Origin of the sequence: Leptolyngbya sp. 'hensonii' (assembly GCF_001939115.1) — a bacterium.
Lineage (GTDB): Bacteria > Cyanobacteriota > Cyanobacteriia.
On sequence record NZ_MQTZ01000054.1, the window covers coordinates 71,104 to 86,669 of the forward strand.

A 15,566-nucleotide genomic window follows, 5' to 3' on the forward strand; every position below is an offset into this window, starting at 1 on the left:
ACTTTTATGAAGCCCTCCCTGATCCTCTGAGAAACCCCTATGAGCTTTGAGATCCCGGAAAATGTTAAGGTTTGGAGCCAGTTTTTCCATCCCCTGTTGATGTGGGTGGTCCTGGCGATCGCGCTCTATGCTCTCTATACCGGTATTCAGGTCATTCGTACCCGCAGTGCGGATGGAGACGCCAAGAAAGCGTTAGTGCAAGGTAAATTCAATACCAAGCACTATCAGATTGGCTCCCTCTTACTGGCATTGATGACCCTAGGGACTCTGGGTGGCATGGCTGTAACTTACATCAACAATGGCAAGCTGTTTGTCGGCCCCCATCTCCTGGCAGGGCTAGGCATGGTCGGCATGATGTCAGTTTCCGCCTCTCTTTCGCCCTACATGCAAAAGGGCGCTAACTGGGCCCGCCTGACTCACATTCTTTTGAATGTAACCTTGTTAGGCCTTTTCGGTTGGCAAGCTGCCACAGGGATCCAAATTGTTCAGCGGATTCTGGAGAAAATGCAGACTGCTTAATCCATTCAGTCTGCTTTCAGAGTCTGAAGTTACTCCAGTCAGCCAGCTCAATTCGCTGGTTGATTTTTTATGGTTCATCATGCTCTGTAGGGTTACAGAGTATGAGAGAGTAAACTTCATAGGGATCTGCAAAAGGGATCGGAAAACATGATTAATTTTCTCTTTTTAGCTCTTGATATCCAGTCCTCACTGAATGCGAATTTATCGACAGTGGGGGTCACTGCAGCGATCGCGGTTGGTCTCGTGGCGCTGCTCCGGCTCCGTGGTTCTAGCGGCTCTCAAACCAAGACATCGGCGGCAACTAAGCCAGTTGGGGCTCAACCTCAACCCAATGACGCAGTAACCTCTGGGGCTCCTCTAGAGGCTTCGCAAAACGGTCAACAGGCTAAGCCCACAGCAGAAGCAACCCAGGATGGAGCGATGGCTCCAGCCCGGAAGAAAACGTTCAGGCAAGCCCCTGAAGTTAGTGCTCCGACAAAACCAGCCCCAGATCCGGCTACCAGTCCGGCTCCTGTGGCAGCAACCTCAACCGTTGTTCCGGCAGTTATGTCTACGTACCGGCGCTATCCGGGGGCCAATATGGCTTCCTTCCTACAAATGGCACGGGAAGTCAAAACTAGCCGTTAATTTGCTAGCTACAATTATTTTTTCTCACAAAACCCCTGGGGTGTGGTTACCGCACTCCAAGGGTTTTTTTATCCCTTGTGATCGACTGGACCTACAGGGCTCCAAGCCATATTAACCGGCTTAATCAACCACTTAAAAATGCTCCCATCTCTTCACCAAAACTTCACTGAGAATGTCAGGAAGAACACGCAGGTTGGTTAAAATCATCCGTCAAAATACCCCCATATCCCATTACATGCGGCGCTTCTATGACTTCTTCATTCAAGAAATTTACTGTTGCACTCGTTGGAGCAGCAGCAGTGAGCCTGGCTGGAACTCTGACAGAGGTTGTCCAGGCAGCTACTGTGACCTACAACTTTAAGGCTGAAGCAACCACTGGCATCAACGCTGGGCAATCTTACCTGGGTTCTTTCAGCTTTGATGATGCCCAACTGACCGGCACCGGATCTGAACTGGCTAGCTTAAGCAAACTCACCTTCACCTTTGCAGGCAAAACCTTCGATGAAACCTTCGATTCACTGGCAGGTGTTGGTTTTGAAGAGGGTCAGTTCGCAGGGCTGAACTACCAGGCCGATGATGCCGCTGTCTCCGGTCTGCAGGCCAGCATCTTTGGTCCTGACTTCTTCTATGCGATTTCCTCTGCGTCTGGCAACACCCCTGATCCAACCCCTGATTCCGGTATTGGCAACGTTACCTACGAGAAAGTTCCCGAACCCGGTACTGTTCTGGGTCTAAGCGCTCTAGGCCTGGGCCTGCTGTTGAATCGGTCCCGTTCCAAGCGCTCTGCGTAGTTTCCTCTTTAAGTTCATGATTACGTCGGGACAATCCTGGATTGTCCCGACGTTTTTTTAAGCGCCTACGGATTCCTTGGCAGCGTACATGACCTCGATCGTAATCTGGCTCAAGTCACGCTCCCGGGCAAACTTCTCGGTATTGCGCTTCACCTTGCCCCGGACAAATCCGGGAATCTTATTCAGCTCAGCCTGAGCTTCCTTAGTCCAGGACAGATCAGAGTCGGCACTGATGCCTTTGTGAATCACTTCCTTGGTATCGTGCCCGCCAAAGATCTCCAACAAGTGATCCTCCATCCCCAAGGTGAAGGAGTTATAGACCAGATCCGCGATTTGATTCGTCCCTTCATAACCCAGAAAAGGCTTGTACCCGATCGGGAAATTTTGAATATGCACCGGTGCGGCAATCACACCGCAGGGAATATCCAGGCGCTTGCCAACATGGCGTTCCATCTGGGTACCAAAGATGGCAGAGGGTTCCACCCGGGCGATCGCATCCCCGATGAGGCCGTGGTCATCGGTCACAATCACCTCATCACAGTATTCACCCACCTGCTCCCGGAACCAGTCTGCATCGTACTTGCAATAGGTGCCAGCCCAGACCACATGAATCCCCATTTCTCGACTGAGGATTTTCGTCATAGCCGCTGAGTGGGTGCTGTCCCCAAAGACCACCGCTTTCTTGCCCGTCAGGTTCTGGCAGTCGATCGAGCGGGAAAACCAGGCGGCCTGAGACACATAGAGCGTCTGCTCATTGATGTAGTCTTCATAATCCACAGCAGCACCCTGAGCATTGATCACCTGTTGAATCTTGCGAATGCAACGGGCCGTCTCCACCACCCCCATCGGCGTGATATCGATATAGGGGGTGCCAAATTGCGTTTCCAGATACTGGGCGGCCATGAGCCCAATTTCCCGATAGGGTACCAGATTGAACCAGGCTTGGGGCATGGTCTTCAGATTATGAACCGAGGCTCCTTCCGGAATCACCTGGTTAACTTCAATCCCCAGATCCGCCATCAGACGCTTCAGTTCAGTGCAATCGTGATGGTTATGGAAGCCCAGGGTCGAGATGCCAATGATATTGACTGAAGGCTTTTCGGTTTTGCCCTGGGGCAGATCCCCTTTTTTGCGGGCCTTTTCAATGTAGTACTGAACAATTTGCTGGAGGGTGCGATCGGCAGCCTGCAGTTCGTTAACCCGGTAGTGGTTCACATCCGCCAGCATGACATCGCCTTTGGACTCCACCTGGGCTCGGTCCACGAAGTTCTGCAAATCTTCCTGCAAGATACTGGAAGTACAGGTTGGGGTCAGCACAATCAGGTCGGGATGTTCTTCAGCATCCTTGCGGGTGATATTGTCCACCACCTTTTCTTGAGAGCCACGAGCCAAGACATGGCGATCGACCACACTGGCTGTCACGGGGGTAAAGTCCCGCTCCCGCTCCAGCATCGATCGCATGACATTGAAGTAATCATCCCCCAGTGGCGCATGCATGATGGCATGGACATTCTTAAAGGAACTGGCGATGCGAAGGGTGCCGATGTGAGCCGGACCTGCATACATCCAATAAGCCAGTTTCATAACTCTATCTCCCCTATATTGATTTTTGAGTCTTCAACCCAGTTCAGAGGCTGAGCCGAGCAGTATCCATAGCAATGACTTCCGAATTTTCTCAGAGATGGGCAGTGGACGATCGCAGTACCAAATCAGAGCAATACAAGCAAAAAACATACTCAGCAAGAGTTACAGGCTTTTTAGGTCAGGAGAATATTTAAACAATTTCAATCTTTCTTAACTCTTGTTAGCTGATCGCAATCCATTGCATAGAGGGTTTTCTAGGGGTTTCTCCTCATTTATTATCCTGGAAGTAAAGATATAGTCTGATTGAATTGACATCTCCCTGATGGCAATTCTGGGTTGGATTACGATCTCACCGTTAATCAGGAAGCAGCCTATGCTAGATCATTTACCATTGCCGCGTCAGCTCCGCCAAAAAGTAGATCGGGAACTACAACCGGGCGAATTCATCCGCTGGATCGAGCAACCCATCCCTCGTTTCTTCACACTGGAATCCATTGGAGCGGTTTTATTTGGGATTCCCTGGACTGCCTTTGCCTTGTTTTGGATGTGGGGTGCAGCCGGATTTAAGCTTCCCAATTTAAGCCATGGTTTGCAGTTTCAACACATCTTCGCACTTTTTGGAGTTCCTTTTGTTTTAATTGGGTTAGGCATGTTATCCAGTCCTTTATGGGTCTGGCAACAAGCCAAACAAACTGTTTATCTGATTACTGATAACCGAGCTATTCTCCTTACCGGAGGCGGGTCAACCACGATCAGAAGTTACACCCCCGAGCAATTGGGAAACCTATTCCGCAAAGAACGATCGGATGGGACCGGAGATGTGATTTTTGCAGTGCGGGAGTGGAAGGATAGTGATGGCGATCGCCGCACTGAAGACATCGGTTTTAAGGGCATTCGGAATCCTAAGAACGTGGAAGCATTATTAAAACAACTGGCTCAGAAGAGTCAATAATTCAGGCAAATCTATATGACGGATCCCACCCATGGCCGCCTGGTTTGGAATCACTCCACCCATCTTCCCGGCCTGATTAAAATTTTAGAGAAATTAACCCGTCAACCGGGCATTCAAACCATTACTCCGGCGGTGATTGGCAAAACTCGTTCCAACGCACCCAATTTCCAATTGAAGGTTTCCACCCCAATTCTGGGTGGATTTAAGTTAATTGGCCGCAAAGGGAAAATGTTTCAAGAAGTTTTTGTGATTACCAGTTTGGAGCGGGAAGACCTGGAAGCCGCGATCGACCAGGTGATGCCGTAGGGACGAGATTAATCCCGTCCCTACGGCATTCACCTCCCTCCGAAGCAGATTTTCAAGGTATTTCATCCCCCAACCTAAGATGTTTGGGCCAGGAATAATTCCCCAATCCCCTTTTCAGCCATATCCAGCAATTGATTCAGCTGCGATCGGGTAAAGCTGCCTTCTTCAGCCGTGCCCTGAACTTCAATCAGATGCAAGCTACTTGTCATCACCACATTGAAATCAACGGTTGCGGCCACATCCTCCGGATAGTTCAAATCCAGGAAGGGTTCGTCATTGATTAGCCCCACGGACACGGCAGCCACCTGGTGGCGGATCGGTGATTGCTTTAGATCCCCTGCTTGGAGCAGACGATCGATCGCATCCTGCAGGGCCACAAATCCGCCCGTAATCGCTGTTGTTCGAGTACCCGCATCCGCCTGCAGCACATCTGCATCCACGATCAGGGTCCGTTCTCCCAGGAGCTTCATATCCAGAGCCGCCCTCAGGCTGCGCCCGATCAGGCGCTGAATTTCCTGGGTCCGTCCGGAAATTTTCAGGGTTTCCCGCTCCTGCCGTTGGGGTGTGGCCCCCGGCAACATACGGTATTCAGCAGTCAACCAGCCCTGCCCGGAGCCTTCCAGAAATCTGGGCACCCCTGGCTGCACCGTGACATTGCAGAGGACCTGAGTCTCCCCACAATGGGCCAGCACCGAGCCCGTTGCAAACCGGGTAAAGTCATGTTCGAAGCGGACGGGACGAAGTTGATCCGATCGACGGCCATCCGGTCGTTGCCAGGTCATCATCAGTTCTCTGCCTAAAGTCCTTGTCTAATATCCTGCTGTACTGCTTCTGGAGATTGATCTCCGTTAATTCGCAACAGGCGATTGCGCCGCTCATAATACTCCAGAATGGGTACCGTGCGGCTATGAAATAACTCAATGCGCCGTTGTACGGCTTCAGGCGTATCGTCCAGGCGAGACTGGGAAGTAGACCGCTGGAGCAAAACCGGATCAGGCACATCCAGGAAAATTGCCCAATTGAGCCGCTGGCCCAGGTCATCCAGTAGGAAATCCAGTTCCTCGGCCTGAAAAGCCGTTCGGGGATAACCATCCATCAACCAACCCGTCGCCACATCAGGCTGGGCCAACCGTTGCCGCATGAACTGAATCATGATCTCATCTGGCACCAGTTCCCCTTTTTCCACACAAGATTGCAGTTGCTGGCCAAGTTCCGTCTGGTCTGTGATCGCCTGCCGCAAAACATCTCCGGTAGAAATGGGAACAATCCCCAGGTAATCACATACCTGTCTGGCCTGAGTCCCTCGGCCTGATCCCGGTCCTCCTAGAATTACCAATCTCACAGACTCGATCGCTCCTGAGCGGCTAAATTCTCGCACTCATTATTTCACGTCTCTATGGTATAGCTGAATACGAGTCCTTTATCATTCCCTTTCCTGTCGTCATGACGACTGCCGCTGTACCGAACCTTCCCCCTTCAGATCCAGCTCTGGCCGATTCTCCCCTCTGGCCAGCTCTATTACAACAATTGCTGGATGGCCAATCCCTCACCACTGCCCAGGCCGCTGACCTCATGCAGGGCTGGCTGGCTGAGGCCATCCCGCCAGTCCTGTCGGGGGCCATCCTGGCGGCCCTCCAGTCCAAACAGGTTTCTGCCCCTGAACTGGCCGGAATGGCCCAGGTGCTTCAATCCCATGCCACACCTCTCACTCTCAACCCTGCCATCACTCCCCTGATCGACACCTGTGGCACTGGTGGAGATGGTGCTTCTACCTTCAATATCTCCACCGCAGTGGCCTTCGTCGTGGCTGCAACCGGCATTGCTGTGGCCAAACATGGGAACCGATCGGCTTCCAGCAAAGTGGGTTCTGCCGATGTCCTGGAAGCATTAGGGGTGAATTTAAGTGCAGATTTCAGTCAGGTGCAGGCCGCCCTCTCCGCAGTCGGCATCACTTTTCTGTTCGCTCCAGGCTGGCATCCAGCCCTGAAAGCCGTAGCTTCCCTGCGGCGCACCTTGAAAGTGCGAACTGTCTTCAACCTGCTAGGTCCACTGGTCAACCCCTTGCGTCCCACAGGTCAGGTGATGGGCGTGTTTGACGCCCGTTTGATTGAAACCCTGGCCCAGGCCCTGAACCTGTTGGGGACTCAGCGGGCGATCGTCCTCCATGGGCGGGAAAAACTGGATGAGGCCGGGTTGGCCGACCTGACCGACCTGGCCGTACTGGAAGCAGGTCAAGTCACCGTCACCAGCTTGGATCCGCAGGCCCTGGGCCTGGAGGTCGCACCCACCAGTGCGCTGAAAGGCGGAGAAGTCGAGGAGAATGCCACCATCCTGCGACAGGTCCTCCAGGGCCAGGGCACTCGCGCCCAACGAGATGTGGTCACGCTCAACGCAGCTTTGGCCCTGCGAGTGGCCGGGAAAGCTGGGGATGAGGCAGAGGGGATTGCGATCGCCCGCGACGTTCTCACCAGTGGGGCCGCCTGGGACAAGTTGGAACAACTGGTAGAATTCTTAAGATCCTGACCCGGCAACCCTTAGCGCACGCGAAATTCCACGACATCCCGCTTAATGGTGACATCATACTCCCCAAAAAAGTTGTGCCCGAGCAGGCCAATGTCCAGTTCTGAATTGGCGATCATGACTGCCACATTATTAGCAGTCAGCCCACCCGCCTCTACCGAGTCTACAAACCCTACAGGCACCTGGACATTTTTGGCACTGGCCGTATCAACTGTCGCAGTATCCACCGGAACAACCCCCATCGCACTGGCCATTTGCTGGGTAATCACCGTGGCACTGGCTCCCGTATCCACGATCATTTCAAACCGATAGCGGCCATTGAAGGTGACATCGATCACCGGTGTGTTGCCTTCCCGCCGTTTAATTCTGACCCGATACACCTGATCCCGGGCGATCGCCTGCCCGGCGGGACTCCGAGCATTGTCCGAGGTCTGGACCGTGATGGTCGCCGGACTACTGGCAAGGGGTAGCGATCGGGGAGCCTGGCTCAGCCGACTGGCCTGCTTTTGGGCAAAACTAAGCTGGCGTTGATACTCCGGAATCTTGCTTTTAGCCAACACCTGATAGGGACTGGATGAGGGCAAGCGCTTCATCAGGTCGATCGCCTGCCGCCACTGATCAGCTGCCAAGTTCCAATCCTCAGCCGACTGAGCTGTACTGGTAATGCTGGTCGCACTGGCTGCCTTATCCAACCCCAGTTCAAAAGAATTGACCTTGGGAGAGGGAGCAGTCGGTTGACTCGCTGGGGACTCTGGTGCAGTTGGTGGAGCGACTGAACTGGCGATCGGCTGACTGGCTGGCTGGGTCGAGGGGGTTGCCGTCCCAGCAGGGGGATTATTCCTGCAGGCAACCGTCAGGGCTGTGGTCAAGCCAACCAGACAAAACATCCATACATCAGCGTGGCGAGCCATCCTCAAATCCTCTGCAGACACAATTCCATCACGGGGGCAATTCAACTGTCCACTGCTCTTTCAACCCTGTTCTTTCAGGGGCAGGGACTTTGGGGGTTGTCAGGGAAGCAGTACATCCTGCAAAAAGTGATGCGAAATCCAGGATTGAACATAGGATAATAGCACTCGTGCAATTTAGCCTCCGTAAAGATCCTATGCCTACTTTAACTGCTCAACCGGCCCTGCTTGTTTTAGCAGACGGAAGTTCTTATCAGGGTTCGTCCTTTGGCGCAACCGGCACAGTGATCGGTGAAGTCGTTTTCAATACTGGGATGACGGGATATCAGGAAGTATTGACGGATCCCAGCTATTGTGGACAGATTGTTATTTTTACGTATCCGGAACTGGGCAATACTGGCGTTAATCCTGAGGATGAAGAATCTGCTGCCCCTCAGGTGAGAGGTGTGGTTGCGCGTAATATTTCTTCTCAACCCAGTAGCTGGCGATCGACCCAATCCCTACCTGACTATCTGAAGCAACATCAGATTCCGGGCATTTATGGCATCGACACCCGGGCCCTGACTCGACGCATCCGGTCCCTGGGAGCGATGAATGGAGCCCTCTCGACAGAAATTCTTGACCCGGCTGAACTGCTGGAGCAATTGCAAAAAGCTCCGGACATGACCGGGCTAAATCTGGTACGGGAAGTGACCACCCCTGAGATCTATGAGTGGGTCAACCCGACCCCCACCCATTGGGAATTTACTACTGAGTCTGAGGCGGTTGAAAAGCCGCTGACCGTTGTCGCGATCGACTTTGGGATCAAGCGCAATATTTTGCGGCGGCTGGCCAGCTATGGGTGTCGGGTAATTGTGGTGCCCGCCAGTACCTCTCCTGAAGAAATTCTCAAGCACAATCCAGACGGTATTTTTCTGTCCAATGGTCCTGGAGATCCAGCCGCCGTTCAGGAGGGGATCGAAACTGTCAGGGCGCTCCTGAACAGTCAAAAGCCCATGTTTGGGATCTGTATGGGGCACCAGATTTTAGGGCTTTCCCTGGGGGCAGAAACCTTCAAATTAAAGTTTGGTCATCGGGGGTTAAATCAACCAGCAGGGTTAACTCAAAAAGTCGAAATCACCAGCCAGAACCATGGCTTTGCGATCAATCCCGATTCATTGCCAGAAGCAGAGGTCGAAATCACCCATCTCAACCTGAACGATCAAACCGTTGCCGGATTGCGCCATAAAACCTTGCCTCTGTTCTCAGTACAGTACCACCCGGAAGCGAGCCCCGGCCCCCACGATGGCGACTATTTGTTTGCCCGGTTTGTCCAGATCATGCAGGCAGCCCGCCAGTAAGCGCTCATAACCAATCACGCAGCAACAAAACTTTGCAACAACAATCCTTGTATAACTGCGGTTGAAGGAAGAAGCGAAATAAAATATACTGGAGCGTCGAATCCTAGGAATATGTAGTGTTAGGAGGGGTCTATTCCTGAGCCACTGACTCTGACTGTGAGCCTGAGAGGCACCCGTGAAGTCGGAGATAATTACCAACTTTTTCGTCTAACAGGCTTGTTAGATGCCTTTTCTGAACCTACTTTCCGTAAGGTACTCAACAAGTTTGTCGAAGAAGGTCCAAAGCATATTATTTTGGACCTTTCCCATATCGATTTTGTCGATAGCTCTGGCTTAGGTGCGCTGGTCCAACTGGTGAAGAAGGTTCAGGGCATCGAAGGTACTTTGCAAATTGTGACTAATCCTCGTGTAACTCAGACCGTTAAGTTGGTTCGTCTGGAGCAGTTTCTCTCCTTACAACCATCGGTAGATGCTGCCCTAGAAAAAGTTAAGTTAGCCTGATCAATCTGTCGTCGAGCACAGCCTTTAGATCGAGCCTGCAGGTGAATATCAGCGAGGACCATGATTCCAGGGAAAGTCATCTCACCTGGGATCAAGATTTGAGAGCAGCCTCACGGGGTTTGCTCTTCGAAGTCCAGAGTGCGCAGGTGCAACAGCTTTCACCTGCAGCTCTGGCTTACTTGGGAGATGCTATTTACGAGCTCTATATTCGCACCGCTTATTTGTTTCCGCCCCAGCGCCTGCGGGACTACCACCGCCAGGTTGTGGCTCAAGTCAGGGCGGAGCAGCAGGCGCATCACCTTCAATTCCTTCATCCTTACCTGAACGAGACTGAGCTAGATATTCTCAAACGGGGGAGGAATGCCGCTGCTGGCGGCCCCAAACGAGTTGATCCTGAAATTTATCAGCAGGCGACCAGTCTGGAAACTTTGATCGGTTACCTCTATCTCACCGATCCCCAGCGTCTTGCCCAACTCTTATCCAGACTGAACCTGGAAGCAGAAACGGTACACCACCATGACTCCGAAAGATCGTAAACCCAAACCCCGAAACGGCAAACCTCAGGGGAGGGCAGCCAAGTCTAAGTTCTCGCCTCGGAGATCTGCAGATCAATTCTCACCCCGAGGGTCCGCAGATCAGATCTCGCCTCGGGGATCTGCAGATCAACCTGAAAAGCCAAAACTCAGGAGTGCCGGTCAACATCCCCGATCGGATCGCCCTTCGGACATGCCCAAACGTATCCGGCGGCCTGCTGCGGGTCCGTACTATCGGGCGATGCCCCCTGAAGGAGCCCGAGAGGGGCGGACGGAAAGGAGAACCCGTCCAGCACCAGTTGTCGAGGAAGCCCCATCGGAAGATATCGATCTGATCTATGGCCGCCATCCCCTCCAGGCTGCGCTGGAAAGCCAACGATCACTCAACCGGATCTGGGTCACCGCCAAATTACGCTATGATCCCCGGTTTCACACCCTGCTGGCTCAGGCGAAACAGAATGGGGTTGTGATCGATGAGGTGGAACCTCAACGGCTGACTCAGCTCACCCAAGGAGCTAATCATCAGGGGATCGCCGCCCAGGTTGCCCCCTATAACTATGTGGAGCTGGGAGATTTGATCACTCAGGCAACCGCCAGTTCTACCCAACCCGTATTGATCGTGGCTGACCATATTAACGATCCCCACAATCTAGGTGCGATTATTCGAACTGCTGAAGCCTTGGGCGCACAGGGATTAGTCATTCCCCAACGACGAGCTGCGGGCATCACCTCTACGGTGATGAAAGTTGCCGCCGGGGCCTTGGAATTTCTACCCGTGGCACGAGTGGTCAACCTGGGACGCGCGCTTCAGGAGCTGAAAGCAGCTGGCTTCTGGATCTATGGTGCCGAAGCTACATCAGGCCAACCCGTCCACACCGTTCAGATTGCCCATCCCACCGTGCTGGCGATCGGCTCGGAAGGAGAAGGGCTAAGTTTGAGCATTCAGCGCGCTTGCGATACTCTGGTTTCCATTCCTCTCCAGGGAAATACCCCCAGCCTGAATGCATCCGTGGCTACAGGCATGTTACTTTACGAACTCTTCCGGCAACGTTGGATGCAAACGATCCCCTTACATAATTCTTCTAAGGGAATTGAAAAAACAATTGCTAAAGAGTATAACAAAGTGTGAATATTCAAAAAGTAAGATTGCTGATGCTGTTTACCGTAGTTCCGAAACAGACCTATATAGCCATTTCTATATAGCTTGCCTGAACGGACGCCGTACACAGGTGATTTCGCTGGTGACGCTCAATACCACCCCTTAGTTGCGTTGGCAAAGGAACAATGAAAGATATTTATACCGGTGTTTTACAGGTTTTAGGGTTGGCTTGGTGGGTTGAAGTTAAGACCGATAAACCCCGCTGTACCTACTACTTCGGCCCCTTTGAAAGTGCAGAGTCTGCCCAGTCTGCCCAGGGGGGTTATGTAGAGGATTTGGAAAAGGAAGGCGCTCAGGGGATCGCAGTCGATGTTAAACGTTGCAAGCCTTCCTCCTTAACCGTGGGCGAGGATGCAGATGGTAAAGCGGTGCCGACCCGGGTTTTCAGCGGTCAGATGCAATAATGTCCTGACAGTCTATCGGGTCAAGTGCGGATTCGATTGAATCCAGCCTTCAATATCCTGCAGCACTTGAGTCGGAATCTCCCAGGGGAACAAATGCCCTGCATTGGCATAACTCTGCCAGGTTCCCTTTTCCAGTTCTCGAGCTGTCATTAGGCTGGATTCCAGGGTAATGTGATAGTCCTGCTCTGCGGCCAAAATCAGAGCAGGGCATTTGATTTCCTTCAGATCACCGTGACGATCGTACCCCGATCGGAGTGCCTGCGAGAGGGCTCTCTTAGCCCGACCAGAAGTTTTTAAATAAGCCGGTAAGGCTGCTTTCGCTAGATATTGGTAGGCGGTTTGATGATGCCGCTGAATCAGGTAGCGGTAGAGGGATCGCTTCCCGAAATATTCAATATGCCAGGGCCGCCCCGGTTGCAGCCAATTCAGGATGGAGGCCACCCCAGTCCAGAGTTCATCCTGCCAGGTGACGGGGGGATGTTTACTTCTTGGAGAGGCAGAGGTTGCGATCAGGATCAGCCCACTGATCCGATCGGGAACTCTGAGGGCCAATTCCAGAGCCAGGATCCCTCCCAGGGACCAACCCAGAACCAGACAGCGAGAAATGTGGTGCTGATCCAGAAGTCTTTCCAGGTCAGCCAAGTGATCCATCATCGTGAACTCTTCCTGGGTGTGGCTACCCCCATAGCCCCGCAGATCAGGAGCCAGGGTCAGAAACTGACGGGACAGGGGCTCACAGAACACACCCATACATTCGCCGGAACCAGGATGACCATGGAGACAGAGAATCGGAAAACCCTGGCCTTGTTGCAAAACTTTGAGATTGAGAGCCTGGGACATTGCAATCTGGAGGAATGGATATAACATTGACTGGCAGCATTGGAAAACGCAGATGGGCCGAATTTTCATCTCTGCCGGACACGGTGGTTTAACAAGGGGGGTGCAAGACCCGGGGGCAATGGTTGCCGAGACCACAGAAGCCAGGGAAATGATCCTCACCCGGGACCTGATTGTCACAGAGTTAAGATTGCGTAACCTGGATGTGCTGGCCGTTCCCGATGATCTCAACTTAACCCAGACCATAGACTGGATCAACGTCCGCGCCACCCGCGAGGATGTGGCGCTAGAGATTCATGCCGATGCTTTTTCTAACCCCACGGTCCGAGGGGCCAGCGTGTTCTACATCGCCAATAATGACGATCGTAAAGCCCATGGCGATCTATTGTTACTGGCTTTGCTGCGGCGAGTCCCCCAATTGCTGAGTCGGGGAGCCCGTCCCGATACGGCCACCGGGGTAGGGCGTCTGGCCTTCTGTCGCCAGATTGCTGCCCCTTCTCTGCTCCTGGAGATTGGGTTTCTCACCAATCCAGACGATCGGTTCATTATCCAGACCCGGCGTCGGGATATTGCCCTGGGGATCGCCGATGGCCTTTCTTCCTGGAGTCGGGCCATTTCCGGCGGTAGCCTCCCCCCATCCCCCCCTACGTCTGGAACTGGCCCCTCAGAGATTGTCATCACAGTCAATGGCCAATTCCATGACGAAAAAGGCATTTTACTGAATGGCAATCCCTATGTTCCCGTCGATTTAATTGACAGCCTGGGCATCGAGATTCCTCGCACCGGGCAAGTTCGCCTGGTTAACTATCGCAGCATTGTCTATATCAAAGCGATCGAACTGCGTGATTTGAATCTCTCGGTCACCTGGGACAATAACAATCGAACTGTCAGCCTGCGATCGATTCTAAAGATCTACCCCGCCATGCTGGATCAGATTATGGGCCGGGGCCAGACCTCGGAAGTCCAATTGATGATGTTCTTGAAAACCAACCACGAATCTTCCCTGGCCCAGTTTCCAGACATTGCCAAACTCTATCGAGAGGAGGCTGGTATGGAGGGCGTCAACTATGACATTGCCTTCTGCCAGATGTGTGTGGAGACTACTTTTTTACGGTTTGGGGGTGACGTGAAACCCTCCCAGAATAACTTTGCCAGCTTGGGATCAATTGAGGGTGAACCTACTGGCGCAACCTTCGCCAGCACCCGACTCGGTGTCAGAGCCCATATTCAGCATCTGAAGGCTTACGCCACCAAGGAACCCCTAGTGCAGGAACTGGTCGATCCCCGGTTTCGCTTTATCACCCGGGGCATTGCCCCCCAACTAGAACAACTAGGGGGCCGATGGTCTGCTGATATGGAATACGGCAGCCGCATTTTGGCCCTGGTTAGACGGCTCTATGAGTCCTCCGGACTACTCTAATGGGCACAGGGTTATGATGGGCTAATACAGTGACCTGACGCTTGGCAGCATGGAGCAGAACTATTTTGACCAGGGCGTGGAAAAAGCCCGACAGGGGGATCTGGTGGGGGCGATCGCAGCCTTTGATCAGGCCCTGCAAACCCATCCCCAATCCGCTACCACTTACCACCGGCGAGGGCTGGCCCGGTTCAATCTGGGAGACTTGGCCGGGGCGATCGCAGATTATACCCAGGCCCTTCAGATCCAGCCTGACTTCTCAGAGGGTTACTTTGCCCGGGGGCTGGCCCAGATGGCCCAACATCAGCTCCAGGCTGCCCTGAAAGACGCAAATCAAGCCCTCCAACTCAATGCCGATCACGCCGCAGCCCGCCACCTGCAGGGAACCTTGCATCAGCGTCTGGGTAACACCCAGACGGCGATCGCCAGTCTGAAACAGGCTGCCCAGCTCTACCTGGCCCAAAAAGATGCCGAGAATGGTCGTCGCTGCCTAGAGACCATTCAGCAACTCCAGAGCGTGCTGATCCAGAGAAGTAAAACCCAGTCCTCTGCCCTGCAACTGGTTCAAACTGAAGACTTTTTCCAGCAGGCCCTGGATAAACTTCAGCAGGGAAATTACAGGCAGGCCCTGGAAGATTTCAACTGGTTGATCCAGGTTGAGCCCCAAAATGCCAGAGCCTACTGTTATCGGGGCATCGTCCGGAGCCGGTTGGGCAACCCCCAGGCAGCTATGCAGGACCTGGCCCAGGCCCTGCAGCTCACTCCACAGGACGATCAGATGCGGCTGAGCCGGGGGCTGCTTCGGATTGAGTTAGGCGACTGTTGGGGTGCGATCGAGGATTTTAACTCTCTTCTCCAACAGAATGATCGCAACCCAGGGGCGTACTGCTATCGAGCCCAAGCTTATAGTAAGCTCGGCAACCACCGGCAGGCGATCGAAGACTATTCCCGGGCACTGGCACTACAGCCAGATGCAGCCGAAATCTACTGTGACCGGGCTGCCGCTCGTTTTGCCTTCCAGGATCAGCGGGGAGCCCTGGAAGACTACCAGCGAGCCGCCAATCTTTACTTCGATCGGCAGGATTGGAACCGCTACCGGGTCATCCTGGACAAAATTAAACCTCTGCAAACGGCCCAGGCCAGCGCCAGGGTTGACCCTGCCCCCCAC

General features: G+C 53.3%; 18 protein-coding genes. 13 read left to right on the forward strand and 5 right to left on the reverse strand.

From position 1 onward, the window contains the following. The first annotated feature begins 39 nt into the window (after positions 1–39). The 3 genes from BST81_RS23450 to BST81_RS23460 all read left to right on the forward strand — a co-directional run bounded on the left by BST81_RS23450 (position 40) and on the right by BST81_RS23460 (position 1,937). Complete coding sequence (locus BST81_RS23450; protein ID WP_075600947.1) at positions 40–519, forward strand: DUF4079 domain-containing protein; 480 nt, start codon at positions 40–42, stop codon at positions 517–519. A gap of 147 nt (positions 520–666) precedes the next feature. Beyond that, a complete protein-coding gene (locus BST81_RS23455; RefSeq protein ID WP_075600948.1) occupies positions 667–1,146 on the forward strand; it encodes a hypothetical protein in 480 nt (159 codons plus the stop codon). A gap of 248 nt (positions 1,147–1,394) precedes the next feature. After that, on the forward strand, positions 1,395–1,937 hold the full coding sequence (locus BST81_RS23460; protein ID WP_075600949.1) for a PEP-CTERM sorting domain-containing protein: 543 nt from the start codon (positions 1,395–1,397) through the stop codon (positions 1,935–1,937). Between the two features lie 57 nt (positions 1,938–1,994). Here BST81_RS23460 and bchB read toward each other — a convergent pair whose 3' ends face one another. After that, entirely contained in the window at positions 1,995–3,521 is a 1,527-nt protein-coding gene (gene bchB, locus BST81_RS23465; protein WP_075600950.1) for a ferredoxin:protochlorophyllide reductase (ATP-dependent) subunit B, read from the reverse strand. Between the two features lie 373 nt (positions 3,522–3,894). On the opposite strand from bchB, the gene BST81_RS23470 reads away from it, so the two are divergent. Both BST81_RS23470 and BST81_RS23475 read left to right on the forward strand, forming a co-directional pair. Further along, the gene (locus BST81_RS23470) at positions 3,895–4,473 is read left to right on the forward strand and encodes a hypothetical protein (protein ID WP_075600951.1); all 579 of its coding nucleotides are present in this window, start codon (positions 3,895–3,897) and stop codon (positions 4,471–4,473) included. A gap of 15 nt (positions 4,474–4,488) precedes the next feature. After that, a complete protein-coding gene (locus BST81_RS23475) occupies positions 4,489–4,779 on the forward strand; it encodes a DUF2103 domain-containing protein (protein ID WP_075600952.1) in 291 nt (96 codons plus the stop codon). A 74-nt stretch (positions 4,780–4,853) separates the two neighbouring features. Here BST81_RS23475 and rph read toward each other — a convergent pair whose 3' ends face one another. Continuing rightward, positions 4,854–5,561 (reverse strand): ribonuclease PH, encoded by a 708-nt coding sequence (rph, locus tag BST81_RS23480; RefSeq protein ID WP_075600953.1) that lies wholly within the window; start codon positions 5,559–5,561, stop codon positions 4,854–4,856. 14 nt (positions 5,562–5,575) lie between these two features. After that, a complete protein-coding gene (locus tag BST81_RS23485; protein WP_075600967.1) occupies positions 5,576–6,121 on the reverse strand; it encodes an adenylate kinase in 546 nt (181 codons plus the stop codon). Positions 6,122–6,222: 101 nt separating this feature from the next. Here BST81_RS23485 and trpD point away from each other — a divergent pair, with 101 nt between their 5' ends. Beyond that, positions 6,223–7,302 carry an anthranilate phosphoribosyltransferase gene (gene trpD / locus BST81_RS23490; RefSeq protein WP_075600954.1) on the forward strand — a complete coding sequence of 360 codons (1,080 nt, stop codon included), beginning with the start codon at positions 6,223–6,225 and terminating at the stop codon, positions 7,300–7,302. Between the two features lie 11 nt (positions 7,303–7,313). Here the strand turns inward: trpD and BST81_RS23495 are convergent, their stop codons facing one another. Next, positions 7,314–8,210 (reverse strand): retropepsin-like aspartic protease, encoded by an 897-nt coding sequence (locus tag BST81_RS23495; RefSeq protein WP_083637036.1) that lies wholly within the window; start codon positions 8,208–8,210, stop codon positions 7,314–7,316. 194 nt (positions 8,211–8,404) lie between these two features. Between BST81_RS23495 and carA the strand changes: the two genes are divergently transcribed. From carA to BST81_RS23520, 5 genes are all read left to right on the forward strand, one after another. Next, the gene (gene carA, locus BST81_RS23500) at positions 8,405–9,547 is read left to right on the forward strand and encodes a glutamine-hydrolyzing carbamoyl-phosphate synthase small subunit (RefSeq protein ID WP_075600956.1); all 1,143 of its coding nucleotides are present in this window, start codon (positions 8,405–8,407) and stop codon (positions 9,545–9,547) included. A gap of 156 nt (positions 9,548–9,703) precedes the next feature. Beyond that, positions 9,704–10,048 (forward strand): STAS domain-containing protein, encoded by a 345-nt coding sequence (locus BST81_RS23505; RefSeq protein ID WP_216351435.1) that lies wholly within the window; start codon positions 9,704–9,706, stop codon positions 10,046–10,048. 41 nt (positions 10,049–10,089) lie between these two features. Then, the gene (locus BST81_RS23510) at positions 10,090–10,584 is read left to right on the forward strand and encodes a ribonuclease III domain-containing protein (RefSeq protein WP_363080751.1); all 495 of its coding nucleotides are present in this window, start codon (positions 10,090–10,092) and stop codon (positions 10,582–10,584) included. Between the two features lie 190 nt (positions 10,585–10,774). Beyond that, positions 10,775–11,710 (forward strand): 23S rRNA (guanosine(2251)-2'-O)-methyltransferase RlmB, encoded by a 936-nt coding sequence (rlmB, locus tag BST81_RS23515; RefSeq protein ID WP_216351436.1) that lies wholly within the window; start codon positions 10,775–10,777, stop codon positions 11,708–11,710. Positions 11,711–11,865: 155 nt separating this feature from the next. Then, positions 11,866–12,144 carry a DUF1816 domain-containing protein gene (locus tag BST81_RS23520; protein WP_075600959.1) on the forward strand — a complete coding sequence of 93 codons (279 nt, stop codon included), beginning with the start codon at positions 11,866–11,868 and terminating at the stop codon, positions 12,142–12,144. Between the two features lie 12 nt (positions 12,145–12,156). On the opposite strand, the gene BST81_RS23525 is transcribed toward BST81_RS23520, so the two are convergent. After that, a complete protein-coding gene (locus BST81_RS23525) occupies positions 12,157–12,984 on the reverse strand; it encodes an alpha/beta hydrolase (protein WP_083637038.1) in 828 nt (275 codons plus the stop codon). Positions 12,985–13,036: 52 nt separating this feature from the next. Here BST81_RS23525 and BST81_RS23530 point away from each other — a divergent pair, with 52 nt between their 5' ends. Both BST81_RS23530 and BST81_RS23535 read left to right on the forward strand, forming a co-directional pair. Further along, on the forward strand, positions 13,037–14,401 hold the full coding sequence (locus BST81_RS23530) for an N-acetylmuramoyl-L-alanine amidase (RefSeq protein WP_075600961.1): 1,365 nt from the start codon (positions 13,037–13,039) through the stop codon (positions 14,399–14,401). Positions 14,402–14,450: 49 nt separating this feature from the next. Next, positions 14,451–15,566, forward strand: a 1,116-nt coding sequence (locus BST81_RS23535; protein ID WP_075600962.1) for a tetratricopeptide repeat protein, incomplete at its 3' end; no start/stop codon positions are given.

What these genes read in the sequence shown, in the direction of transcription:
- BST81_RS23455 (WP_075600948.1), top strand. Translation starts at nt 667, where the DNA reads ATGATTAATTTTCTCTTTTTAGCTCTTGATATCCAGTCCTCACTGAAT.
- BST81_RS23530 (WP_075600961.1), top strand. Translation starts at nt 13,037, where the DNA reads ATGGGCCGAATTTTCATCTCTGCCGGACACGGTGGTTTAACAAGGGGG.
- bchB (WP_075600950.1), bottom strand. Translation starts at nt 3,521, where the DNA reads ATGAAACTGGCTTATTGGATGTATGCAGGTCCGGCTCACATCGGCACC.
- trpD (WP_075600954.1), top strand. Translation starts at nt 6,223, where the DNA reads ATGACGACTGCCGCTGTACCGAACCTTCCCCCTTCAGATCCAGCTCTG.
- BST81_RS23475 (WP_075600952.1), top strand. Translation starts at nt 4,489, where the DNA reads ATGACGGATCCCACCCATGGCCGCCTGGTTTGGAATCACTCCACCCAT.
- rph (WP_075600953.1), bottom strand. Translation starts at nt 5,561, where the DNA reads ATGACCTGGCAACGACCGGATGGCCGTCGATCGGATCAACTTCGTCCC.
- BST81_RS23450 (WP_075600947.1), top strand. Translation starts at nt 40, where the DNA reads ATGAGCTTTGAGATCCCGGAAAATGTTAAGGTTTGGAGCCAGTTTTTC.
- BST81_RS23520 (WP_075600959.1), top strand. Translation starts at nt 11,866, where the DNA reads ATGAAAGATATTTATACCGGTGTTTTACAGGTTTTAGGGTTGGCTTGG.
- BST81_RS23460 (WP_075600949.1), top strand. Translation starts at nt 1,395, where the DNA reads ATGACTTCTTCATTCAAGAAATTTACTGTTGCACTCGTTGGAGCAGCA.
- carA (WP_075600956.1), top strand. Translation starts at nt 8,405, where the DNA reads ATGCCTACTTTAACTGCTCAACCGGCCCTGCTTGTTTTAGCAGACGGA.
- rlmB (WP_216351436.1), top strand. Translation starts at nt 10,775, where the DNA reads ATGCCCAAACGTATCCGGCGGCCTGCTGCGGGTCCGTACTATCGGGCG.
- BST81_RS23495 (WP_083637036.1), bottom strand. Translation starts at nt 8,210, where the DNA reads ATGGCTCGCCACGCTGATGTATGGATGTTTTGTCTGGTTGGCTTGACC.
- BST81_RS23470 (WP_075600951.1), top strand. Translation starts at nt 3,895, where the DNA reads ATGCTAGATCATTTACCATTGCCGCGTCAGCTCCGCCAAAAAGTAGAT.
- BST81_RS23525 (WP_083637038.1), bottom strand. Translation starts at nt 12,984, where the DNA reads ATGTCCCAGGCTCTCAATCTCAAAGTTTTGCAACAAGGCCAGGGTTTT.